At 64.7% G+C, this 23,924-nt stretch carries 17 protein-coding genes; 3 read left to right on the plus strand and 14 right to left on the minus strand.

All coding sequences use genetic code 11. The annotated features are described in order from the left end of the window. Positions 1-102 precede the first annotated feature (102 nt). Positions 103-6,198, plus strand: coding sequence for an SIR2 family protein (locus tag M2319_RS16740; RefSeq protein WP_264602607.1), 6,096 nt, complete (start codon positions 103-105; stop codon positions 6,196-6,198). A gap of 78 nt (positions 6,199-6,276) precedes the next feature. On the opposite strand, the gene M2319_RS16745 is transcribed toward M2319_RS16740, so the two are convergent. The 5 genes from M2319_RS16745 to M2319_RS16765 are packed head-to-tail and all read right to left on the minus strand — an operon-like array spanning position 6,277 to position 12,535. Further along, on the minus strand, positions 6,277-7,062 hold the full coding sequence (locus M2319_RS16745) for a FadR/GntR family transcriptional regulator (RefSeq protein ID WP_264602608.1): 786 nt from the start codon (positions 7,060-7,062) through the stop codon (positions 6,277-6,279). 6 nt (positions 7,063-7,068) lie between these two features. Next, positions 7,069-8,052: an ABC transporter ATP-binding protein gene (locus M2319_RS16750; RefSeq protein WP_264602609.1), complete on the minus strand. Its 984-nt coding sequence runs from the start codon at positions 8,050-8,052 to the stop codon at positions 7,069-7,071. Next, positions 8,045-9,973 (minus strand): dipeptide/oligopeptide/nickel ABC transporter permease/ATP-binding protein, encoded by a 1,929-nt coding sequence (locus tag M2319_RS16755; protein ID WP_264602610.1) that lies wholly within the window; start codon positions 9,971-9,973, stop codon positions 8,045-8,047. Before M2319_RS16755 ends, M2319_RS16750 begins: the two co-directional genes overlap by 8 nt. Next, the gene (locus tag M2319_RS16760) at positions 9,973-10,917 is read right to left on the minus strand and encodes an ABC transporter permease (protein ID WP_264602611.1); all 945 of its coding nucleotides are present in this window, start codon (positions 10,915-10,917) and stop codon (positions 9,973-9,975) included. The genes M2319_RS16755 and M2319_RS16760 overlap by 1 nt, the downstream gene beginning before the upstream one ends. Positions 10,918-10,975: 58 nt before the next feature. Next, positions 10,976-12,535 carry an ABC transporter substrate-binding protein gene (locus tag M2319_RS16765; protein WP_264602612.1) on the minus strand — a complete coding sequence of 520 codons (1,560 nt, stop codon included), beginning with the start codon at positions 12,533-12,535 and terminating at the stop codon, positions 10,976-10,978. Positions 12,536-12,669: 134 nt separating this feature from the next. Here M2319_RS16765 and M2319_RS16770 point away from each other — a divergent pair, with 134 nt between their 5' ends. After that, positions 12,670-13,911 carry a Zn-dependent hydrolase gene (locus tag M2319_RS16770; protein WP_264602613.1) on the plus strand — a complete coding sequence of 414 codons (1,242 nt, stop codon included), beginning with the start codon at positions 12,670-12,672 and terminating at the stop codon, positions 13,909-13,911. Positions 13,912-14,053: 142 nt separating this feature from the next. On the opposite strand, the gene M2319_RS16775 is transcribed toward M2319_RS16770, so the two are convergent. The 5 genes from M2319_RS16775 to M2319_RS16795 all read right to left on the minus strand — a co-directional run bounded on the left by M2319_RS16775 (position 14,054) and on the right by M2319_RS16795 (position 18,639). After that, positions 14,054-14,893, minus strand: a complete 840-nt coding sequence (locus M2319_RS16775) for a fumarylacetoacetate hydrolase family protein (protein WP_264602614.1) — start codon at positions 14,891-14,893, stop codon at positions 14,054-14,056. A 78-nt stretch (positions 14,894-14,971) separates the two neighbouring features. Then, positions 14,972-15,871, minus strand: a complete 900-nt coding sequence (locus tag M2319_RS16780; RefSeq protein WP_264602615.1) for an amidohydrolase family protein — start codon at positions 15,869-15,871, stop codon at positions 14,972-14,974. A gap of 10 nt (positions 15,872-15,881) precedes the next feature. Beyond that, complete coding sequence (locus M2319_RS16785; RefSeq protein WP_264602616.1) at positions 15,882-17,147, minus strand: TRAP transporter large permease; 1,266 nt, start codon at positions 17,145-17,147, stop codon at positions 15,882-15,884. 5 nt (positions 17,148-17,152) lie between these two features. Next, a complete protein-coding gene (locus M2319_RS16790; RefSeq protein WP_264602617.1) occupies positions 17,153-17,653 on the minus strand; it encodes a TRAP transporter small permease in 501 nt (166 codons plus the stop codon). Further along, positions 17,653-18,639 carry a TRAP transporter substrate-binding protein gene (locus M2319_RS16795; protein ID WP_264602618.1) on the minus strand — a complete coding sequence of 329 codons (987 nt, stop codon included), beginning with the start codon at positions 18,637-18,639 and terminating at the stop codon, positions 17,653-17,655. Before M2319_RS16795 ends, M2319_RS16790 begins: the two co-directional genes overlap by 1 nt. Before the next feature lie 237 nt (positions 18,640-18,876). Here M2319_RS16795 and M2319_RS16800 point away from each other — a divergent pair, with 237 nt between their 5' ends. Next, positions 18,877-19,536, plus strand: coding sequence for a GntR family transcriptional regulator (locus tag M2319_RS16800; RefSeq protein ID WP_264602619.1), 660 nt, complete (start codon positions 18,877-18,879; stop codon positions 19,534-19,536). A 14-nt stretch (positions 19,537-19,550) separates the two neighbouring features. Here the strand turns inward: M2319_RS16800 and M2319_RS16805 are convergent, their stop codons facing one another. From M2319_RS16805 to M2319_RS16820, 4 genes are all read right to left on the minus strand, one after another. Further along, positions 19,551-21,167, minus strand: coding sequence for an acyl-CoA synthetase (locus M2319_RS16805; RefSeq protein ID WP_264602620.1), 1,617 nt, complete (start codon positions 21,165-21,167; stop codon positions 19,551-19,553). A gap of 116 nt (positions 21,168-21,283) precedes the next feature. Further along, entirely contained in the window at positions 21,284-22,033 is a 750-nt protein-coding gene (locus tag M2319_RS16810; protein ID WP_264602621.1) for an SDR family NAD(P)-dependent oxidoreductase, read from the minus strand. Positions 22,034-22,058: 25 nt separating this feature from the next. Further along, positions 22,059-23,063, minus strand: coding sequence for a transketolase family protein (locus tag M2319_RS16815; protein ID WP_264602622.1), 1,005 nt, complete (start codon positions 23,061-23,063; stop codon positions 22,059-22,061). Beyond that, positions 23,060-23,914 (minus strand): transketolase, encoded by an 855-nt coding sequence (locus M2319_RS16820; RefSeq protein WP_264602623.1) that lies wholly within the window; start codon positions 23,912-23,914, stop codon positions 23,060-23,062. Before M2319_RS16820 ends, M2319_RS16815 begins: the two co-directional genes overlap by 4 nt. Between the last annotated feature and the right edge of the window lie 10 nt (positions 23,915-23,924).

Raw genomic sequence — 23,924 nt, forward strand, 5'->3', positions numbered from 1 at the left:
TATTGTTGCTCGCAATCCCGGCCGTCCTTGCAAGCGTTTTGCTTCCTTTGTGTCGGCCGGACCAGGCTCGCGAAGAAGTCTATTGCGTTTTTGGGGGGATGAATGGCGTCCGGAGACTCCGACGAAAACAACGAAGCGTTTTTTGCAGCAGTACGCGAGCAATTGCGCTACTGGCCCTACACGATACACCAGATCGACGACACGCTCGACATCGGTCTGATCGAGGGGCGGGGCAAACAGCTACTCTTTCGTGCGATCAACGCCCGCAATCTCACGGCCTTCGCCGGCTCGGGCCTATCGGTGGCCTATGGCCGGCTCGGCTGGCGCGAATGGCAGGACGAGCAGTTGCGCGTGGCGCGGCGGAACGCACGGGCCTTCCTCGACGTGGTGGAAAAGGCCCAGGAACGGAACCTTATCCTCACGAACCTCGTTCGGCCCGCGATCGACTGGGGGACCGCCGAGCCTTGGGCGAATGACCGGGAGCGGCGTGCTCTTTGGGACGACATTCATGACGACAAGTTCAAGGACTTTGGACAGAAACGGCGTCACAACGCCTGGAGCTGGCTGCGCAGTCGGGGCCGCGCCCTCGCCCATGCCCGCCACCAGGTGTCGCGTCTGAATGGGACATTCTCGCTGGTCGGAGAGGAAGAGGGAACTTTTCCAGGTGGTGAAGATCTCCCGGTGAAATTTGAGATCGCCCAGCAACTGCACAATGAATTGCGCCGGCACCTGGAACTGTTCCTTCCACGGAGGGACGAACCTTGCGATGAGAATCCTGCAAATGTCGAGAAATGGCTCAAGAACGCTTGGTCCGGCGCGCTTCAAGATGAGAAAAAGTCAGCTCCGATCGAAACGTTGGACGAACTCAAGAAAATCGTGAACAGCCGCTCGGGCATACTCGATCGGGAACCCTATGAAAACTGTTTTAGAGAGTTCGCGAAAGCAATGCTGCGACCGGAGGCCCGTCTCGCCTTTGAGACGCTGGCCAAGGTTCTGCTGGTCGACGAGTGTCCGCACGCCATGTTGCTGCTCCGCAAGGGGCTGCTGTGTGGTCGCGACCTCGACGAGGTCGACGACGGGTCGCAGGAAAGCAAGCAAATCCGCGAGGTTGTAAACGACCTGGAGAGACGGCTTGACGTGTTCGGGACGGAGAACCTGAAGCGCGATCTGGACGGTATTCGAGAGCGGCCGGAACGCTACCGGGTTCTCACGCCTTTTCGGTTCGATCGGTTTGATGCCATCCGTGCGAAAGCCGTTGAGAAGATGGATAGTCCCGAGACCTGGCGCGATCTCGATGCCGTTTTGTCGAAATGCCTGCCGCGCTACGATCCGCAGCGAGATGAGACTTACCTCACGCCGAGCTCCCGTTTTCTCGTGCCGGTCTATCTGGCGCTCTGTCCAAGGCCGGACAAGGCGATCGATGCGGAAGATACCAACTCCAAATATTTCCTGAGACCGGAAGCGGGTGACTTCAAGAACCGGCGTTCGATCCTCCATCAACGCCTCGATCCCCTTGCCACGACTTTCCAGAGCCTGGGAATTCGCCGTTACGTTACGACGAACTACGACTTCGAAATCGAACGTTTCTTTCAGGACCATGGCTACCGGAACTTTCCGCCGCGGGAAGCCACTCCCGATGGGGGCGCTTCCGGTTGGGATGGAACGAACCCGGACATGTTCAGGCGGGACGGCATCGGCGGCGAGCTGCGTGACCAGACCTTCACCCGCAGCCGGGCGGCGGGTCTCACCCGTTTTGCGCTCGAAAACGGCCGGCAGGATGCGGGCGTTTATCATTTGCACGGCCGGGCGACCCAAAAGGATTCCCTCGTCATCACCGAGCGCGACTACATGAATCTCTACCTTGCGCAGGACGAGCATCGCGACACGGTGGACGAAGGCATATCGATGGTGTTTTCGGGGGCGCCGCTGTTGTTCCTCGGGCTCGGCATGGGCGAAACGGATCTTCTTCGACCGCTGCGGCAGTTCATATCGAACCGCGACCGGACCGTCGGTTACACTTCCATCGCCTTTCTGCCAGCAGATGGCTCGATCGGGGCCCGCACGAAGTTCGCTTCGGCGCTTTATCTTCGCTACGGCGTTCACACCATTTTCTACGGAAGTGGGAGGATCGGTCTGCCGTCGCGACCGGAGGGCGAGGGCGAAGGAGCGACGTCGGACGCGCCTGAGCGCGGTCTAGACTGGCTTAACCGCATGCTGGCGCTCACAAGGGCGCTCAAGAAAATGGCCGAGAAGTGGCTGGAGCACGTCAGGGACGGCGATCGTTCGAAAAATACTTTGACCTCGGCCGAAGATGTGGCCAAGCACCTTTGCGATGCGCTGGGGCCTTTGGGATCGGATCTCGCTTCAACACCGAACGAAGCGAACGACAAAATTGCGCTGCATTTCCTGCTTGGTGTCGATGGGACGACGTCCTGTAAGGATCTCGCACAAGGTCTTCTCGTCAGCGGACCGGATCGTCGTGGCAAGCGTGGGGACGTGCGGCTGCGGACGTGCCGGTTTTCGCCGACCCGACCCAAGGCGGATCGTGCCAAGAGCCGGCACACTGACGAGGACAGCCTGGTTGACGGCGAACCATATGTCGGTCGCTACACCAGTATCCTGAACGAACTGCTCCGAATGGCGCTCAAGACGCCGGCAACGTTCAGCGACCGGGCCGACGGCGATTTGATACGGGACTTGTCGGCCCGCATCATCGCCCTTCAGGGCTTGAGCAGTGCATTCATCACCGGCAGTCTGAATGCCGGCCTGGAAGGCCTGGCGCGCGAACAACGCGCGTGGTGGAAGCGCTGGCAGGACCCTCCCAAGCATCGGATCGCCTTGTTTCAGGCCATGCCCGGTTTTCGCAGGGAGGGGCCCAAACGCTTTGTGCGCCATCGTGTGGACAGCGTCATCACTGACCTTGCCCGGGCCGAGAAAACGTTCTGCAGCGGCCCTCTTCTGGCCGAGAAGCCGGGCGAACCGGCACAACTGCAGGCCTGCAATCGGACGGGCGTTCGGGCGTTCGATACCTTCATCGCCGCCATTGCCTGCAAGTTCGATCCGGATTCCGACTTCGAGGATCGGCCCGGTCCTGAGCAGCGCATCTTGTTCACCGTTGCCGCGCACCGGGGTCTCGGCAAAGGCACCTTCATGAGCGCCTTCACGACGCACCTCGGCCTTTCCTGCTACGCCAAGGCCATCTGGGATCCGAAAGACAACAAAAAACGGCGACCTCTCGCGGTCTGCTATTCGACCGCAATTTTCGTCAATATCAGCTTTTCGCCCGAAATCGGTTCGGTCTACGACATGCTGAACGAAGCGCTGACTGGCGAAGTGGCCAAGCTTGAGGTCTTGGTGGACCGCGGGTCGCCGGTGCGCCGGGCAAAGCATCTGAAGAAAGCGGTAGAAGGGGTCTCACGTCTCGCCGGGTTGGAGCGCATGATCATGGCGTTCCGTGATGTATCCGAGGCTTACTGGGAGAAAACGGGCCAGCGGGTCCGGCTGTTGATCAATATCAGCGCCGCGGAGCTTCTGTTCGATTCCAACGGGCAGACGAAGAATGGCGAGATCGAGGCGTTCTTGCGCCTCTTGATGGGAACGGCCACCCGTGATGTGCCCATGGACGTGGTGTTTGTCGGCTCCGAGAGCGGGTTAGGGTTTCACTGGTCCGCGAAAAAAGCGGACGGAGAGAAAATTGCTGTTCGTCGGCGGCTGGACCGCGACAACCTCCCAATGCGGGCCATTGAGCAGGTCGAGCGGCGCCTGTCTCTCGGGCGGATCAAGGTGGACGAGGATACGATCACCCCCGCATCAGCCGGTGGGGGCGGCGATGGGAAAATTGTCGACGACAAGGCTCCAATCCAGCTCCACCACATTCATTTTGCACGCCCGGTCAGCCCCATCTCTTTTCTGATCGACAACTTTCCTGTGCTCGCCGCCGCGCTCTATCTCGTCAATCCGCCCGAGGCGAAGGGTGGCAGCGACATCATCGACGCGGCCGCCAGGATGTTTCGCAAGGAGGTCGAAGAGGGCCGAAAATCCTACCAGGCTTATTCGGAATCGCTCTGGTCATCGAAGACGGTGCCGGGGAAAGGCGAGCTGGTGAGCGAGCGCACTTTCGTTTGGGATAGAATATCCGGCGCATCGGGACCGCCGGGGACCGCGTGGTGGCTCCGCGAGCACGCCGAACGGTGGAGGAGCGGCCTCGCGGACGAAGGCCTGAAGGATATCCTGCTGGCGCGTCTGAAAGATCCGAAACTGCCGCACGAGAAAGAGTGGCGCGCACTTCGCCAACGGATCGGCAGCAGCCGGTATTCGATGACGATCCTGCTGGCGATTTCCGAACACCTGGTCATTCAGGCGATCGATCCGTTCGAGGGCGGCCGGGAGGCGGAACGCTTTATCCGCGGCACCCTCGACAAGATCCGGAACGTCGGTCAGGACCGGCGCGACGATATGGTTGTCGAGGCCGTCCTGGACGGATACCGGAGCCTGCACCGCATCGGCGATCCTGAACTCGACTGCAATCTCCATTTGATGATCCTGCGTCACCTCGGCGTCATCGGCAGTCCGACCGGGTCGGCGGTGCTGGTCCGGCTGCCGGAGTTCCGCGACTATTTCGAGCGTCTCGGGGTCGAACTGGAGGTCAGCCGCCGGCGGTTCGTCGTACGCGCGCTGACGGCCCTTGCACACCGTGGGCTCGTCTTTCGGCTCGATCCGCATCCCTCCCTGGTCCGCAGGTCCCAGCAGCAGGGCAACGATCATGAACAGCCCTGGCCCGCGGCGAAGGAGTATCGCTACGCGTTGCACAGGATCGTGCAGCGTTTCGCGGTTTCGAAACTGGCCCCCGGCAACGCCGACCCCGTGGAGATCAATGGCTTCGCCCCGACGCTCTATGCGTCGATGCCCTCGGCCGGTCCGCGTCTGTCGTCCGACTCGTACCGCTTTCTGCGCTCGCTGATGGTGGGACTGAGCCAGTATCCCGACGTGCCCAATGCCAACCAGAGTATCGAGCCCTGGCTGTTTACGACGCGTGACGTCACGGTTCGCATTCAGGCGTTGCGTGCTGCGCTGTCTCTCGCCCGCTCCAATTTCTCGGTCGCGGTCGTCTCGCGACTGGCCGAGCGCAAGTGGCCGGAAAAAGGGGGGCAGAAGCGCGGACATCTCGAAACGTATCGGGTCCGTCTGCGCTGGCTCATCCGGCTGGCATGGGAAGTTTACGAAAAAGATGATTCAGAAGAGAAAGGTCACGCCAAGACAAAGCCGTTCCCGCTGCGGGCGCTCTACCGGGATGAAATCGTCTGGCTGTACAACGAGCTTGGCGTGGTCTCGTTGGCCCAGGGAGCCTTGACGGACGCCTTGGGTTTTTTGCGCCAGGCGGCAGAATTCAACGAGGAGATCGAGGGCAGGTCCTATAATGGGCCGATCTTCCATCACATCGATCTGAACCATGCCATCGTGCAGTTCGAGCGCGGCCAACTGACGTCGAGCCGGACGCGGCTCAATCGTGTCATGAGCGGCACGAAACGGCGCGATTGCGTGATCTACTACGTCGCCAAGGGATATCAGTGCCTGCTTGACCATGTCACGGGGCGGTTCGAGAACCTCGACGATCAGTTTGAAGGGGTGATCAACGCGCTTCAGCAAAGGCAGGCGACCCGGGCCGCTGCAATATTCCTCATCCATCGTGGACGATTGCTGGCCGGACGCAACCCGAAGAAGTCGATTCGGCTGATCCGGCAGGCCAGCGAGCTGGCGGAGACGGGAGGCCATGAAGACGTGCGCCAGCAATGCAACCTCGCGCGCGTCAAGTTCGGACTGGTCAATCCCGACAAGGTCTCCGGCCTGCAGCAGGAACAGTTGGATATTTTGCAGGAAGTCGAGGACTACAGCCGCTCCATGTCGATCTGGAGCCTGCAATGCGACGCCCAGATGCTGCGGGCGAGTGTGCTTCTGCGGCAGGGGGAGACGACGACCGCCGGCCGTTTGCTGTCAAGATCAATGGCCGTCGCGCGGAGGCATTCCATGGGTCTGCGGTTGAACCGTGCGTTGACCCTTTATGCCGAAACCCTCTTGCTTCGCGGAGATCGAAAGGGGGCGAAGATGCTCGCTCAATCATCGCTGGAGATGGCGAAATCGACGGGCGACAACATCGAGACCACGCGCGCGCAGAGTGTCCTGTCCAGGCTCGCAATTTGACACGCTTTAGGCGCTTACATTGGAGACATCCAACGCGCCTGAGCACCCACGTTTTTCCCGTCACGATCCGGCCGGGTGTTAAGACTTTGAGGCCGGACGCTCGCGCATGACGGCGCGCTCCAGCATGTATTTTTCGGCCTCGATCATGTGCTCGCGCATGATCGTCCGGGCGCGCTCGGCGTCGCGTGCCCTGATCGCGCGCATCAGGAGGACCTGGTAGCTGAGGCCGGTCTCGCGCAGCTCCGGGTGGGGCTCGCGGTAGATCTCGCGGCAGACGGTCATGTCGCGCAACAGGCTGAGCAGGAAGACGGCGATGAAGCCGAGCAGCCGGTTGGGGCTGCTGCGGGCAAGTTCGGCGTGGAAGTCGAGCTCGGCCATGCGCTGGCGGTATTCCTCTTCACCGGATGACGGCTCGGCCTCGTAGAGCCGGATCGTCGCCTCAAGGGCCGCAAAAGCCTCCGGCGACAGGGAGCCGTCGGCCGCGGAGGCGGCAAGCTCCGGCTCCAGCAGCTTTCGGATCGCATAGATATCGGCGATCGAGGGCGGGGAGAACAGGAACAGATTGTCGAGCATCCGGAGCGCGTTTTCCGGCACGATGGCCGCCACGAAGGCGCCGCCGCCGGGGCCGGTCTTGGTCGCGATCAGGCCCTCGAATTCCAGCACCTTCAACGCCTCGCGCAAGGTGCCGCGGGAGACCTTCAGCGCCTCGGTATCGAGCCAGTCGGCCGGAATGCGGTCGCCGGGGACAAGGCCGGACTGCATGATCCGGTCGCGGATCGCCTCGGCGACGATGTCCGGCCGTTTGCGCCTCCTGGCGCCCTGCGGCGGCACCACCGGGGCCGGGCTGTCGGTCGTATCGCTCATTCCTGCCTATCGTGCCTCGTGCGGATGGAAACAGGCTGCCCGGTGGTCGGCATCGCCGGGCATTGCCTCAAGCGGCGGGATCTTAGCGGTGCAGACGTCAGTGCCGCGCGGACAGCGGGCATGAAAGGCGCAGCCGGGCGGCGGATTGTAGGGGTCGGGAAGCTCGGTATTGGCATCTTCGGAAATCAGCGCGCGGCGGCCAGGCGCCGGCGCGGATTGCAGCAGAAGATGTGTATAGGGATGGCGGGGCGCGCGGAAGACCGAACGGCCGGGCCCGATCTCCACGAGCCGGCCGAAATACATCACCGCGACCCGGTCGCTGACGCTTTCGACCACCGACAGGTCGTGGCTGATGAAGATGTAGGTGAGGCCGAAGCGGTCCTTCAGATCGTCGAGGATGTTGAGCACCTGCGCCTGCACCGAGACGTCGAGGGCAGAGACCGGCTCGTCGAGGACGATGAGCCTGGGGTCGGCGGCGAGCGCGCGGGCAATGCCGATGCGCTGGGCCTGGCCGCCGGAGAACTCGTGCGGATAGCGGTCGAGGAATTCCGGGGCGAGATTGACGGCGTCCATCAGCTCGCCAAGGCGCCGTTCCCGCGCCGCCTTGTCGAGGCCGAGAAGGTGGATGAGGGGGGCTTCGAGGATTGTGCGGATCGTCTTTCGCGGATTGAGCGAGGCGACCGGGTCCTGGAAGACGTATTGCACCTCGCGCGACAGGCGCCTCAGGTCGCGGCCGGCCTCGGCGACGAGATCGCGGCCGTCGAAGACGATGCGTCCGCCGGTCGGCGCATCGAGGCCGACGATCATGCGGGCGAGCGTGGACTTGCCGCAGCCGGATTCGCCAACGACGCCGAGGGTTTCTCCCTTCCTGACGCGGAAGCTGACGTCCTGGACGGCATGGACGGCGGGTTTTTTCGCCCCGAACAGCGTGCGGCCGCCGCCGAAGACGCGCCCGGCGTTCTCGATCTGAAGGAGCGTGGCATCAGCCATCGGCGGCCTCCCCGGTCAAGGGGTGGAGGCAGCGGACGGTACGGTTTTCGCCAAGCTCGGCGAGCGGGATCGGCGCGGCGCGGCAATCGTCTCTTGCCCGTGGGCAGCGCGGCGCGAAGGCGCAGCCTTCCGGCAGGGCGTTGACGACGGGCGGGCGGCCCTCGATGGCATCGAGCCGCCGTTCCGGCTGGCCGAGGACGGGCACGCAGTCGATCAGCTTGGCGGTGTAGGGATGGGCGGGGGCCTTGAGGACCTCGCCGGTCGTTCCGGTCTCCACGAACTTGCCGGCATACATCACCGCGACACGATCGCAGATCGCCGAGACGACGCCGAAATCGTGGGTGATGAAGAGGATGCCGGCGTTCTTTTCGCGGCGCAGGGCGTCCAGCAGCGCCAGGACCTGGGCCTGCACCGTGACGTCCAATGCGGTGGTCGGCTCGTCGGCGATGATGATCTTGGTGTCGTTGGCGAGCGCCATGGCAATGCAGACGCGCTGGCGCATGCCGCCGGAAAGCTCGTGCGGATAGGACTTCAGGCGCTCGGCCGGGTTCGGGATACGCACCAGCTTAAGAAGTTCGGCGGCCTTCTCGCGCGCTTGCGCCTTCGTCAGCGGCTGGTGGGCCTGGATCGCCTCGACGAGTTGGGCGCCGACGGTGAAGAGCGGGTGCAGCGTCGACAGCGGATCCTGGAAGACGTGGGAGACGGCCGAGCCGCGAAGCTGGCGGATGCGCTCGTCCGTTGCCGTGAAAAGGTTCTCGCCGTCGAGCAGGGCCACGCCGCCGGCGATGCGGCCGGGCGGCGTCGGCACCAGCCCCATGATCGACATCGCCGAGATCGACTTGCCGGAGCCCGACTCGCCGACGATGCCGAGGCACTCGCCGCGGCCGACATGCAGATCGACGCCGCCGACCGCCTTGAACACCTCGCCGCCGAAGCGGAATTCTGTCCTGAGGTCGCGCACGTCGAGGATGGCATCGGGGACGGGGGCGACGTCGTCCGGCGTATTCCCGCCGGCGACCGCGGTGCGGGCCACCGGCCGGGTCAGGGCGCCGGATTTCAGGCGCGGGTCGAGGACGTCGCGGACGCCGTCGCCAAGGAGGTTGATGCTCATGACGAGCGCGAAGATCATCAGGCCCGGAATGATCGAGACATGGGGTGCGGTGAAGAGGATCTTGCGGCCGTCGCCGAGCATGGAGCCGAGATCGGCCTGGGGCGGCTGGGCGCCGAGGCCGAGGAAGGAGAGGCCGGCCGTCTCCAGGATCATCCAGCCGATGGTGGTCGACATGGTGATGATGATCACCGGCAGGACGTTCGGCAGCACTTCGAGAAAAAGGACCTGGGCGTTCGACTTGCCGGAAAGCCGGGCGGCGTCGACGAATTCCCGGCGCGACAGGCCGAGGGCGATGCCGCGGATGTTGCGGGCAAAGAACGGGATGTTGACGACGGCGATCGCATAGAGGGCGTTGAGGAGGCCGGGGCCGAGCACCGCGACGATGGCGAGCGCCAAGAGGATGTAGGGAAAGGCCATGACCATGTCGATGCCGCGCATGAGAAACGTGTCGATGCGCCCTCCGGCATAGCCGGCGACAAGGCCGATGAGCGAGCCGAAAAAGGCCGCGATCAGCGTTGCGGAAATGCCGACGAGGAGGCTGACCCGCGTGCCCCAGACGAGGCGCGAGAGGATATCGCGGCCGAGGGCGTCGGTGCCGAGGAGATGGCCGTCGATGAACGGCCTCAGCAGTCGGTCGACGGGGGCCGTGACGTCCGGATCGGGCAGCGGGAGGAGGGGAGCGGCGAGTGCGACAAGGACGATGAGGGCAAAGATGACGAAGCCCGCTGTCGCCAGCGTGTTGTTGAGGAGGAGCCGGAGTGCGTCCGGCCGTGCGGAGGGTCTCTTTGCCGGGGCGCTCGCGTCGGTCATCAGCGCAGCCTCGGGTCGAGCAGGGTCTGGACGACGTCGGCGGCAAGGTTGAAGAGCACATAGGCGGCCGCGACGACCAGCACGCCGCCCTGGACCAGCAACAGGTCGCGGGTGGAGATCGCCTTCACCAGCATGGAGCCGATGCCCGGCCACTGGAACACGGTCTCGATATAGACCGCGCCGCCGAGGACGAAGCCGGCCTGGATGCCGATTACCGGAATGACGGTGACGAGGGCGGCCTTGAAGGCGTGCCGGTAGATGACGGCGTTTTCCGTGACGCCCTTGGCGCGGGCCGTGCGGACGAAGTCCTGGCGCAGCACCTCCAGCATCGCCGTTCGGGTCAGGCGGGCGATGACGCCGGTGGCGACGACCGCGAGCGTCACGGCCGGAAGGGCGAGGTGGTAGAGGAGGTCGGGCAGGTCGCCGCCGCCATAGATCGCGAACATGCCGGACGCCGGGAACCATCGAAGGTTGACGGCAAAGACGAGGATCAAGAGAAGGCCGAGCCAGAAGGACGGCACCGAGATGCCGATGAGGACGACGAAGGTGATGAGCTTGTCGGCCCAGGAGAACTGACGCACGGCGGAGATGACCCCGGCGATGAGGCCGAAGACGGAGCACAGCAGCAGCGAGGTGCCGGCAAGGACGAGGGTGGCGGAGAACCGCTCCATGACCTCGTCGATCACCGGCCGGTTCAGCGTGTAGGAGCGGCCGAAGTCGCCGGCAAGCATATTGCCGAGCCAGATGACATATTGCTCGACGAGGGTCTTGTCCAAGCCGAGCTGGCGGTTGAGGCGTGCCACGTTCTCCGGCGTCGCGTAGGAGCCGAGGATGGCGGTCGCCGGATCGCCGGGGATCATCGCCATGATCAGAAAGACGATCACCGTCAGCCCGAAAAGCACCGGGATCGCCGCCAGAAGCCGTTTCGCGATATAGGCCGACACGGGTGCTGCTCCCCTGGACGCAAGAAGGCCGCCGGCCGGAGACGGCGGCCCTCAAATGCTACTGCGGCTTGGCGACCTTTTGCAGCATCAGGAAGAAGGACGGCTGCAGCTTGAAATTCTCGACGCTCGCCTTCGTGACTGCGTTCTGCTTCCAGTTGGCGACGAAGACCCAGGGGGCGTCCTCGCGGACGATCTCCTGCATCTCCTTATAGAGGTCCGCGCGCGCGTCCTGGTCGGTGGCGCTGCGCGCCTTTTCCAGGAGTTCGTCGACCTTGGGGTTGGAGTAGTAGCCGGAGTTGAAGCCGCCCTTGTCGGGCCAGGCCCCGGTGCGCAAGGCGAGGAACGGCAGGGTGTCCGGGTCGTTCGTCATCCAGGCCATTTCGGCGAGGTCCGCCTTTCCTTCCAGGCCCGGATTGACCTTGCCGAGGAAGGTGTTCCACTCGTAGGTCTCGATTTTCACGTCCATGCCGACGGCTTCCAGATCGGCCTGAATGGCGGTGCCCATGGCGACCGGATCGAGCATGCCGGAGCCGCCTTCGGTAACGTAGAAGGTGACCGGGCTGCCGTCATAGCCGGCCTCGTCGAGCATGGCCTTGGCCTTTTCCGGATCATAGGGGTAGGGCGATAGGCCGTCATTGTAGGCCCAGGCGAAGGCCGGCGGCGTCGGGCCGGCGGCGACTTCGGCGGTGCCCTGGAGGATGTTGTCGACGAGGGCCTTTTTGTTGATGGCGTAGTTCGCCGCCTGGCGGATTTCCTTCTTGGCGAAGGGGCCTTCCTTGGCGTTGAGGATCAGGAACCAGAGATGGGGGCCGGCCTGCTCATGGACGGCGAAGGCGGCATCGCTGCGGAACTGCTGCAGGCTGTCCGGCGGCACTTCCACCATGATGTCGAGCCCGCCGGAAAGCATTTCGGCGATGCGGGTGTTGGCGTCGGTGATCGGCCGGTAGATGACGGCCTCCAGCGACGGCGCGCCGTCCCAGTAGTCCTCGTTGCGGGTGACGACGACCTTGGCGTTGGCGTCCCACTCGGCGAATTTGTAGGCGCCGGTGCCGGTCGGATGGCGGCCGAAATCCTTGCCGTACTGCTTCACCGCCTCGGGCGAGACGATGAGGCCGGTCGGATAGGCAAGGTTGGAGAGGAACGGGGCGTAGGGCTCCTTCAGCTTGAACTCCACCGTGAGGTCGTCGGCGGCCGTGACCGTGTCGACCGCGGAAAAGAAGAAGGCGAGCGGGAACGGGCCGGTGTCGTGGAACGGGTGGTCCTCGTTCAGCATGCGCTCGAAATTGAACTTCACGGCTTCCGCGTCGAGGGGCGTGCCGTCATGGAAGGTGACGCCGTCGCGTAAGCTGAAGGTGTAGACCGTGCCGTCGTCGGAGATTGTCCAGCTCTCGGCCAGCGCGGGTTCGACCTCAAGCGTGCCGTCCTTGTAGCGGACCAGACCGTCATAGACGTTCATCAGGATGCGGAAGTCGTTGACCGCCGTCACCGCGTGCGGGTCGAGGGATTTCGGCTCGGCAATCTGGCCGACGATCAAAACGTTCGGGGGCGTCTGGGCGAGGGACGGCGAAGCGAATGCCAGCGCGGCAATGGTCATCGCGGCAGCCAGAAGGGTCTTCATGGCGATCTCCTTCGTTTCGGACCGGAGTCAATTAATCCTGAAAATTAAAATATGCGCAACAATTTATTATGATAAATTTTTGTGCAATCCTGATGCTCCCAAACAGCCGTCCTTGAGAGAACGCCCGGCGCGCCATGCCCACACCGCTTCCCGCCATCGATATGGATCGCCTCCGCCGGCTTCTGGACGGCGTCAACGCCTTCGGCGCCAACGCGGCGACCGGCGGCCACAATCGCATCGGCTATTCCGATGCCGATATGGCGGCGCGGGAGTGGTTAGCCGGCGAAATGATGGCTGATGGGCTCGCCGTCAGCCGCGATGCCGTCGCCAATCTCTTCGGCCGCTTCGGTCCGGCTGAGGGACCATGCGTGATGGTCGGCTCGCACCTCGACACGGTGCCGGAGGGTGGGGCTTTCGACGGATCGCTCGGGGTCAGCGTCGCGCTGGAATGCGTGCGGGCGATGAAGGATGCCGGGATCGACCCCAAGACGGCGGTTACGGTCGTCGCCACCGCCGAGGAGGAAGGCCGGTTCGGCGGCATGCTGGGCTCGCAGACGATTGCCGGAAGGGTGACGCGCGACTGGATCGACAGGGCGTCGGATGCCGATGGCATTCGTCTCGTCGATGCGATGTCGGCACAGGGGCTCGATGCGTATGGGGCCCTCGATGCGGCGTGGCCGCCGGGCGCGATCAAGGCATTCCTGGAGCTTCATATCGAGCAGGGGCCGATCCTTGAGCGGGTCGACATCCCGCTCGGGATCGTCACCGCCATTTCCGGCGTCTGCTTCTTGCAGGTGCGGTTCGACGGTGTCGCCAACCATTCCGGCACGACGCCGATGGACATGCGCGCCGACGCATTCGCCGGCCTTGCCTCCGTTGCTGCCGGCATCCCGGCCCTCATCGGGCGTTTCGGGACGGAGGAAAGCCGCGTCACCATCGGCAAGGTCGATGTGCAGCCGAATTTCGCCCACACGATTCCGGGCGTTGCCGAGTTCTCGGTCATCATCCGCGATACGTCGGAAGAGGTTATGCGGGCCTTGCGCGAAGGCATCGTCCGCGACATCGAGATTGCCGCGAAGGCGCACGGGTTGGCGCATACGATGGCGGAGAAAAGCTGGCTGTCGCCGGTCGCGCTCGATGGAGGCCTGCAAGAGATACTGATGGGCGAGGCTCACACGCTCGGCATCGAGGCCCTCTCCATGCCGTCCGGCGCCGGTCACGACGCCCAGACCATGCAGTCGCTCTGCCCCTCCGGGCTGATCTTCATCCCGAGCCGCGGCGGCATCAGCCATGCGCCTTCCGAATGGAGCGACCGGGCCGACATCGAAAAGGGCGCCCAGCTTCTGCTGAACGCCCTCTTGCGCCTTGCCGGCTAATGGATGCTGGAGGACTTAGAGCGTTTCACGCGATTAGGAAATCGCCCGAAACGCTCTAACTTTTTGTTTTGACGCGTATTCTCATCCGAAAACCGGTTCCCACTTTTCGGGAATACGCTCCAGCCGACCCGACGATTTCGTGTCAGGCGCGGACCGTCTGTTCCTGGGTCCCGAGGCCCTTGATGCCGAGGCTCATGCGGTCGCCCGCCTTCAGGAAGGTCTGCGGCTTCATGCCGAGGCCGACGCCGGGGGGCGTGCCGGTGGTGATGACGTCGCCCGGCCGAAGGATCATGAACTGCGAGATGTAGTGGACGAGGAAGGCGCAGCCGAAGATCATGGTTGACGTATTGCCCGTTTGCCGCCGCTCGCCGTTGACGTCGAGCCACATGTCGAGGTCCTGAAGGTCCTCGATCTCGTCGAGGGTGACGAGCCAGGGGCCGAGCGGGCCGAAGGTCGGGCAGCCCTTGCCTTTGGTCCAGGTGCCGCCGCGCTCGTTCTGGAAGGCGCGCTCCGAGACGTCGTTGCAGAGGCAGGCGCCGGCGAGGTAGGACAGGGCGTCCTCCTCGCTCACATAGCTGCAGGTCTCGCCGATGACGAGCGCCAGTTCGACCTCCCAGTCGAGCTTGGTGGAGCCGCGCGGGATGACGACGTCGTCGTTCGGACCGATGACGCAGGAGGGCGCCTTGTTGAAAAGGATCGGCTCGGCCGGGATTGCGGCGCCGGTCTCGGCCGCATGGTCGGAGTAGTTGAGGCCGACGGCGACGAAATTGCCGACATTGGCAACGCACGGCCCGAGCCGCGTGCCCTCGGGCACGAGCGGCAAGCCGGCGACGTCGACGCCCTTGAGGCGCTCCAGCGCGTCGCGGCCGAGGGAGGCGCCGCCGAAATCGTCGAGCGTGCCAGATAGGTCGCGCACCCGGCCGTCTTTGTCGAGAATGCCGGGCTTTTCCTTACCCGGCGCACCATAGCGGACCAACCGCATGCTGATGTCCTTTCTAATGTCGTAGTCGTGTGTCTTGGGAGGGTCGTGGAGTGAAGCGTCCGGGAGCGATGCGCGGGATCAGCCCGCGCTATCGAGCCCGTAAAGCGTCACCGCATTGTCGTGGAGGATCGCCCGGGCGCTTGCTTCGGGCAGCCCGGCAACGGCCGCTCTCGCGGCGTCGGCGAGGGAGGCGTAGTCAGTCCAGAGCTTTTCGATCGGAAAGTTGGAGCCCCAGACGCAGCGCTCCGCACCGAAGATCTCGACCGTGTCGGCGAAGATCTTGGCGATATGCTCGGGGTCGTTCTCATGGACGAAGGTGCCGAGGCCGGAGAGCTTGGTGTGGACGTTGGCGTGCTCGGCGAGCCGCTTCATGCCCTCGCGCCAGTCCGCGCGGCCCTTGTCGGAGGTGTCCTCCAGCATGCCGGCATGTTCCAGCACGAAGGTGATGTCCGGGAAGGCTTTGACGAGGTCCGCCGCATCCGCCATCTGCGGGGCAAAGACCTGCAGCTCGAACAGCCAGCCGAACTCTTGAAGGTGCGCCAGGTTCGCCCGGAAGGTCTCGGAGGCCATGTCGTTGGGGCCGCTCGCAAAGCGGTATTGCGGGTTCTCGTGCCAGTGGAGCTGCTGGCGCACGCCGCGCATCAGGGGCGAGCGGGCGTGCTGCTGCAGGGTCTCAAGGGCCGTGTCGGCGAAGAAGTCGACGAAGCCGACGATGCCGTGCGGCCAGCCGGTCTCATCTGCGATCGACTGGACCCACTCGACCTCCTCGACGGCGCGGTCCTTGGCCCAGTTGGTCTGCACATAGACCGACTTGACGACGTTGGAGCCTTTGATGTCGTCGAGATATTCCGCCATCGGGTAGTCGCGCTTGATGGGGTCGTATTCGCCGAAGATGCGCGGCACGGGCGGGCCCTGGAGCCAGGGCTGGTCCGCCAGCCGCCAGACGTGGTGATGGGCATCGACTATGGGGAGGGTCACCGGTCAACCTCTAGATTAGAATGAGCGACAGGGTCGGGAACAGCATGACGACCACGAGCACGGCGAACAGGGCCAGCACGAAGGGCGTCGAGCCGACGACGACCTCCTGCATGGTGGTGCCGGAAATGCCCGCGATCACGAACAGGTTGAGCCCGATCGGCGGGGTGATCGCCGCGATCTCGATGTTGAGGACGAGAACGATGGCGAAGTGGATCGGGTTGATGCCGAGGCTGACGACGCTCGGCAGGAGGAGCGGTGCGACGACCGTCAGCAGCGTGAAGCCGTCGAGGAAGCAGCCGAGCACGATCAGGATGATGCTGGTGATGGCCAGGAACGCAAGCGGCGAAAGGTCCAGCACCTCGATGGCATGGACGATCGACTGCGGGATGCCGGCGAGCGTTGCCAGGAAGCCGACGAAGAGGGCGCCGGAGAGGATGAACAGCACCGACGAGGTGCCGCGGGCGCTTTCCACGAAGATGCGCGGCAGGTCGGAGACCTTGATGCTGCGATACACCAGCATGCCGACGACGAGGCCGTAGACAACCGATGCGGCCGCCGCCTCGGTCGGCGTGAAGACGCCGGAATAGATGCCGCCGAGGACGACCACCGGCATGACGAGGGCGGGGGCGGCCTTCACAAAGCTCTTGCGCACGCGCTCGAAGGAAAAGGCCTCTGAACTGAGGCCGTAGCGCTTGCGGATGGCGATGGCGAAGCCGACGAGCGAGATGACGCTGGCGGCGAAGATGCCGGGCACGACGCCGGCGATGAACAGGTCGCGGACCGACTGCTGGGCCATTTCGCCATAGATGACGAGGGTGACGCTCGGCGGGATCAACAGGCCGAGGGTGCCGCCGGCGGCCATCAGGCCGGCGGTGTAGCGGCGCGGATAGCCGAGGGTCTCCATCACCGGGATCATGACCCGGCCGAGCGCCGCGGCGGAGGCGACCGACGATCCGGTCATGGCGCCGAAGACGGCGGCCGAGCCGCTGGCGCCGACCGAGGCGCCGCCCGGAATGCCGCCGACGAGGCTCTGCATGAAGTCGAACAGATACCGGGCGAATCCCGAGTGCAGCATGATGTTGCCGGCGAGGATGAAGAACGGGATGGCCAAGAGGATGAAGCTGTCGAGCCCGGAATAGATCGACTGGGCAATCTGGGTGAAGGACGTGACGCCGAACAGGACGACGGTGATCAGGCCGGTCAGCCACAGGGCGAAGGCGACGGGCATGCCGATGGCCAGAAAGCCGAGGACGAGGATGATGAGGGTTGCGGCCACCGGGATCAGACCTCGACGCTTGGCGCGGGCTCGCTCGGGCCGATGCCGGCAATGCGCAGAACGAGACGGATGCTGATCATCCCGAAGGCGATGGGGACGACGAGCTGCGAGACCCAGACCGGGAAGGGCAGGTTGGAATGGGCGAAGGAAATGCCGAAGCGGATGGATTCCGCGACATATTCGATGCCGAGCCAGGTCGCCGTCACGGCAAAGACGAGGCACAGCACGTCGACGACCTTGACCAGCACCTTCTGGGTCTTTTCGCCGAGCGCTGAGACGATCAGCTCCACCTTGATGTTGGAGCCGTCGCGGGTGACGCCGATGACGCCGATATAGACCATGGTCACCAGCAGGACGCGCGAGAGTTCGTCGGTCCACAGGTTGGAGTGGCCGAACAGCCCGCGCAGGACCATTTCGTAGGTGATGACGAAGAGCACGGCGGCAAGGAGGACGCCGGCAAGGGCGTCCTCCAGGCGTGCCAGGATGCGCTCGAAGCGATGCAGCATCATTCCTCGCGGTAGGTCAGCACGCGGTCAATCAAGTCCTCGCCGATCTGACCCTTGAACTGGTCCCAGACCGGCTGGGTGGCGGCGATCCACTTCTCGATGTCTTCCGGCGTCTGGACGTGGACGTTGACGCCGGCGGCCTGCATGTCCGCGATGGCTTTTTCGGAGTTGGCGGCGGCGATCGGCCGGTATTTGACGGCGACGTCGGTTGCCGCTTTCTGGATGATGTCGCGCAGTTCCGGATCGAGGCCGTTCCACCATTCCGCGTTCACCGTCCACGGGTAGTAGGCGATGTAATAGGGCGCGTAGGTGACGTTCTTGATGGTCTCGTTCCACTTGTAGATCATGTAGTTGTCGGTCGGAACGTTGAGACCGTCGATGAGGCCCTGCTGGATCGCCGGCGAGACCTCGGCGAAGTTGAGCGACACCGGCGTGGCGCCGAGAAGCTCGAGCATGGCGAGGTTGACCTTGCCGAGGCCGCGGAACTTCAGGCCCTTGAAGTCGGTCGGCTCGATGATCGCGGTATCGCGGGCGCCCGGCACCAGATAGTCGAAGGGCAGCACCGTGATCAGCTTGGCGCCCTTTTCCTCGACCTCGCTGTAGGCGACCTGGAAGAAGCCGTCGTCGACCGCGCGGTAGAAGGATTCCTTGGTCGGGAACACGTAAGGCAGCTCGAAGACGGCCGTCTTCGGCGACAGGGCGCTCCAGTAGGCCTGGATCAGCGTCGTCATCTCCGCATCGCCGCGCAGCACCGCCTGCACCAGGTCGAGGCCCTTGTAGAGGCTGCCATTGGGAAACAGCTTGACCTCGATGCGGCCGTTGGAGCGTTCTTCGACGAGCTGCTTGAACTCGGCGTTCGCCTTGCCCGGCGTGATTTCCAGCGAGTACTCGATGGGGAAGCGAATTGTCACTTCCGCGGCGTGTGCCGTAAAACTGATCGCGGATGCGGCAACCAGCGCGAGCACGCCAATAATGGGTTTGAACACGGCTTCTTTCTCCCTTCTTGCAAAATTCTTCTATTGCCTTGGACGCACCGTCCGGCGCCGCGGGAATTCCTGTGCCCAGGTCCGCACGCCCGGAAGGGCCGTCACTTGGCCGCTGCCGGTTGGCGGAAATCGGGGCTGCCGGAGACATTTTCCTTTTCAATCCCGACGCCAGGCACTATTGAAAAGGAGCATGATTTTCAAAGAAGGTCAAGATTTTCGAAAATCGGTGACGAGAGCATGACAGGCAGTCGAAGCGAAACGGCGTGGCGGATCCTGCAATCCGCCATCATCAACGGCGAGTTCCCGCCCGGGGCGCAGCTCCGGTTCCAGGAGCTGCAGGAATTCTGCGGCATGAGCGTTTCGCCGGTGCGCGAGGCGCTGACGCGGCTGGTCGCGGCCGGCCTCGTCGAGGTCGAGCACAATCGCGGCTACCGGGTGACCAAGCTCGTCGTCTCGGAGCTCGACGATCTGGTGCGCACGCGCAGCCGAGTGGAGGGCTGGGCGCTGGAAGAATCCATCCGGCTCGGCGACGAGCACTGGGAGGCGGCGCTGATCTCCAGCCTGCACCTGCTGGAGCACCTGCCGCGGCGGCGCGAGAACGGCGCCAATCTGCACGACGAACGCTGGGAGGCGCGGCACGCGGAGTTCCACGACAATCTGGTGTCGGCATGCGGCTCGCCGATCCTTCTGGAATTCTGCCGCACGCTCTACAGCCGCGCGGATCGCTATCGGCGGTTTTCGCTGTCGATGGAGACGGGCTCGCGCGATGTGGCGGCCGAGCACCGGGCGATCCTCGACGCCGCCCTTGCGCGCGATGCCGACAAGGCAAAGGACCTGCTCGCCGCCCATTACGAGGCGACGGCGTCCTTCATTCGCGATCATTTGTCGGAGGAATAGCCGGCCTTAGCCGCTCAGGACGGGGCGGTCTCCAACAGGCCCTCGGCGGCGAGGTGCTCGCGGACGAGTTTCTTGGTGATCTTGCCGTAGCCGGTCTTCGGCATTTCGTCGAGGAAGACGTAGCGGGCCGGGAGCTTGTAGCGGGCCAGCCTGGCGGAAAGGAATTCGGCCAGCTCTTCCGCGGACGGCGCGGCGCCCGATGCGGGCACGCAGACCGCCAGGCCGCACTCGCCCCATTGCGGGTCGGGCACGCCGAGCACGGCGACCTCGTTCAAGGCCGGATGGGAGAGGAGGATCTCCTCGATCTCGCGCGGATAGACGTTCGATCCCCCGGAAATGTACATGTCGGAGGCGCGGCCGGTGATGTAGAGGAAGCGCTCGGCGTCCAGATGGCCGAGGTCGCCGGTGCGGAACCAGCCATTGCGGAAGGCCGCGGCATTGGCATGGTCGTCACGGAAATAGCCGGCGCAGACGGCCGGTCCGGTCACGCAGATCTCGCCGGTCTCGTTCGGCCCGAGCGGTTTTCCGAAATCGTCCTGGATGCTGACCTCGATGCCGGTGCGCTCGATGCCGCAGGTGCCGATGCGCGCCTCCGGCACGTCCTCCTCAAAGTGCTCGCCCGGCGGCAGCACGGTGATCGCGCCGGTGACCTCGCCAAGCCCGAAATACTGCACCAGCACCTTGCCGAGCTTCTTCAACGCATATTTCTGGTCTTCCCGGTACATCGGCGCCCCGGCATAGATGACATAGCGCAGGCTGGAATGGTCGAAGGCGTCGACGGCCGGGGACTCGGTGAGCATCTTGACGATGGTCGGGACGGTGAAGAGGTTGGTGATCCGATAGCGCTCGATCAGTTCCCAGGCTTTCGCCGGATCGAACTTTCCCTTCGGCGTCAGGATGCTGGTGACGCCGGCGACGATCTGGGTGAGCTGGTGCATGCCGGCACCGTGCGAGAGCGGCGCGACGACGAGGCTGGCGTCGGTTTCCGGCGCCGTCCCGGGCATCAGGTCGGCGAGGTGGTTGAGGGCGGTGAAGGTGAGCTGGCCGTGGGTCAGCACCACGGCCTTGGGCCGGCCCGTGGAGCCGGAGGTGAAGAACAGCCAGCAGGGGTCGTCGCGGTCGACTTCGGCATTGGCGACGTCGGTGCCGAGGTGGCGGGCGACGGCGTCCCCATAGTCGTCGCCGAAATCGCCGGGCCCGATGCGCAGCACGTTCTGAAGCTGCGGCCTCCCTTTGAGGCAGGCAGCGGCGTGGTCCGGGAATCCGGCCTCGCAGACCATCAGCGAGACGTCGGCTTTTTCGGCGAGGAAGGCGACCTCGTCGGCGCTCTGGCGGAAATTCGCCGGTACCCAGACGGCGCCGAGCCGCCAGCAGGCGAGCATGGTCTCCGTGATCTCGGTGTTGTTGGGCGAATGCAGCAGCACCCGGTCGCCGAAGCCGATGCCATAGTCCTCGCGCATCGCAGCGGCCAGTGCAGAGACGCGGGCGTCGAGGTCGGCCCAGGTGAGGACCGTGTCGCCCCAGACGATCGCCGGCCGCGCGCCGAGGCGGGCCGCGTTGCGGGTCAGGAAGTGGGCGAGGTTGGAGACCTTCGTCGAAGGGGGGCGGTTGCTGTCGGGACCAGCTTTCATGTCACCCGTTCCAGAATGCGGAAATCATCGGCGACGGGACCGCCGCCGATCCTCCATACACCGGCACTCCGCCCACCGTCGAGCCGCATGTCGCCCGCCCGCTCCCGCGCGGCGCTTCAGACCATCAGGCCGGCGCTGACGAAGCCGCCGTCGACGCTGAGGATCTGGCCAGTGACGTAGGACGAGGTGTGCGGATCGGCGAGGAAGAGCACCGCCTCGGCGACTTCCTCGGGCGTTCCGTAGCGGCGCATCGGGATGGTCCGGTGCCATTCCTCGCGGGTCGACTCGCTGTGGTGGTCGCGCGACATCGCCGTCTCGATGGGCCCCGGCGCCACCGCATTGACGCGGATGCCGGCGGAGGCCAGCTCCACCGCCATGATCTTGGTCAGCGTGATCAGCGCGCCCTTGGAGGCGCCATAGGCCGAGCGGCCGAAATTGCCCTTGATGCCGGAGACCGAGACGATGTTGACGATGGCGCCGCCGCCGGCCTCGGTCATCAGCGGGGTCAGCGCCTTGGCGAGCTGGAAGGCGCCGATGACGTTGACCTCGTAGATGCGCCGCATCATCTCCGACGTGGTGTCGGCGATCGGCATGGCGGCGCCGATCCCGGCGCTGTTGACGAGCGCCGCGACCGGCGGCGCCCCGTCGCGGCACTCCGCGGCGACGGTCTCGACTGCGGCCTCGTCGGTGATGTCGGCGGCATGGATGCTGACCGACGCGTCACCGAGCTGGTCCTTCATACGCTCCAGCGCGGCGGCGTCGCGGTCGACGGCGGCGATGTGCCAGCCCTTGGCCGCATGAAGCTCGGCGGTTGCCAGTCCGATGCCGGATCCGGCGCCCGTGATGACGATGGTTTTGTCCGGCATCGCTAGTCGTCTCCGTTCGTGGCCGTCAGAGCCAGCACTTGATCGAGTGGACCATCGCATCGGTCGAGATACCGTAGCGATGCTGCAGGACCTCCAGCGAGCCGGCCTTGAGGAAGGCGTCGGGCAGGGCGATCTGGCGCATGGCCGGCGTCACGCCGGAGCGGAACAGGAGGCTCGCCACCGCATCGCCGAGGCCGCCGATGCAGGAGTGGTTCTCGGCGGTGACGACCAGGCGGCCCGTGCGGCTCGCCTCGCGGATGATGGTCGCCTCATCGAGCGGCTTCAGCGTCGGCACGTGGAGGACGGCCACGTCGACGCCATCGGCGGCCAGCCTCTTGGCGGCGTCGAGGGCGCGCATGGTCATGAAGCCGGTGCCGATGATGAGGACGTCGCGGCCGCCGCGCAGGAGCTTGGCCTTGCCGAGCTCGAACTGGTAGTCGTATTCGTCAAGGATCAGGGGCACGGCGCCGCGCAGGATGCGCGTGTAGACCGGTCCGTCATGCTTGGCGAGCGCCGGCACAAGCTGCTCGATCTCGTGGGCGTCGCACGGGTCAATGACGGTGAGGTTCGGCATGGCGCGGAAGATCGCCAGGTCATCCGTCGACTGGTGGCTCGGGCCGTAGCCAGTGGTCAGGCCCGGCAGGCCGCCGACGATCTTGACGTTGGCGTTCTGCTCGGCGACCGCCTGGGAGATGAAGTCGTAGCAGCGCCGGGCGGCGAAGGTGGCGTAGGTGGTGGCGAAGGGAATGAAGCCCTCCTTGGCCAGCCCGCCGGCCGCCGTCATCATGAGCTGTTCCGACATGCCCATCTGGTAGAAGCGATCGGGATAGGCCGCCGCGAAGATGTGGATGTCGGTGTATTTGGCGAGATCCGCGCTCATGCCGACGATCTCGGGCATGGTCCGCGCAAGGCTGACCAGCGTCTCGCCGAACGGCGCCTGCTTGGTGCGGTGCCCTTCGTCGACGGACGAGGCGATGATGGCGGGTGCGTTCTTGGCCGGTGCGGCCGTTTCGGTCTGGGCAGTGCTCATCGGGTCCTCGTCGTCTTCCATGCATCAAGCGCTTCGTAGGCGTCGTCCCATTCTTCCTGGGTCAGGCGGACGAAGTGGCTTTTCTCGCGGTTTTCCAGAAAGTGCACGCCGTTGCCGAGCCGGGTGTCGCAGATGATGATGCGGGGCTTGGGCTCGTCATATTCGCGGGCGGCGTCGAACGCCTTGACGAGCGCGTCGAGGTCGTTGCCGTCGACGCGCTGGGCGAAGAAGCCGAAGGCCTCGAACTTCTCGATCAGCGGCTCGGTGCGCATCACCTCGCGCGACGGCCCGTCGGCCTGGATGGCGTTGAAGTCGACGACGGCGATGATGTTGTCGAGCTTGTAGTGGGAGGCGGAGATCGCCGCTTCCCAGGTCGGCCCTTCGGCCAGTTCGCCGTCGCCCATCAGGGTGTAGACGAAGGAATCGGACTTCTTGCGCTTCAGCCCGAGACCCATGCCGACGGCCATCGGCAGGCCGAGGCCGATCGAGCCTCCGGACATTTCCGCGCCCGGCGTGTAGTGGGTCATGCCCGACATCGGCAGTCGGCTGTCGTCGAGGCCGTAGGTGACGAGCTCTTCTTCCGGCAGGTAGCCGGCCGCGGTCAGGATCGAATAGTGGGCGATGCCGTAATGGCCGACGGAGAGCAGGAAGCGGTCGCGCTCCTCCCAGTCCGGCTCCTCGGGGCGCACATTCATGGCGTGGAAATACATCACCGTGAGGACGTCGGCGACGCCGAGCGCCTGGGCGATGTAGCCCTGCTTGTGCACCTCCGCCATGCGGATGGCATTTTTTCGAACCCGGTAGGAGTGTTCGGCGAGTTGGCTGTTGTCGCCAAGGGCTGGTGCGTCCATCGGATGCGGT

Origin of the sequence: Rhodobium gokarnense, assembly GCF_025961475.1 — a bacterium.
Classification (GTDB): domain Bacteria; phylum Pseudomonadota; class Alphaproteobacteria; order Rhizobiales; family Rhodobiaceae; genus Rhodobium; species Rhodobium gokarnense.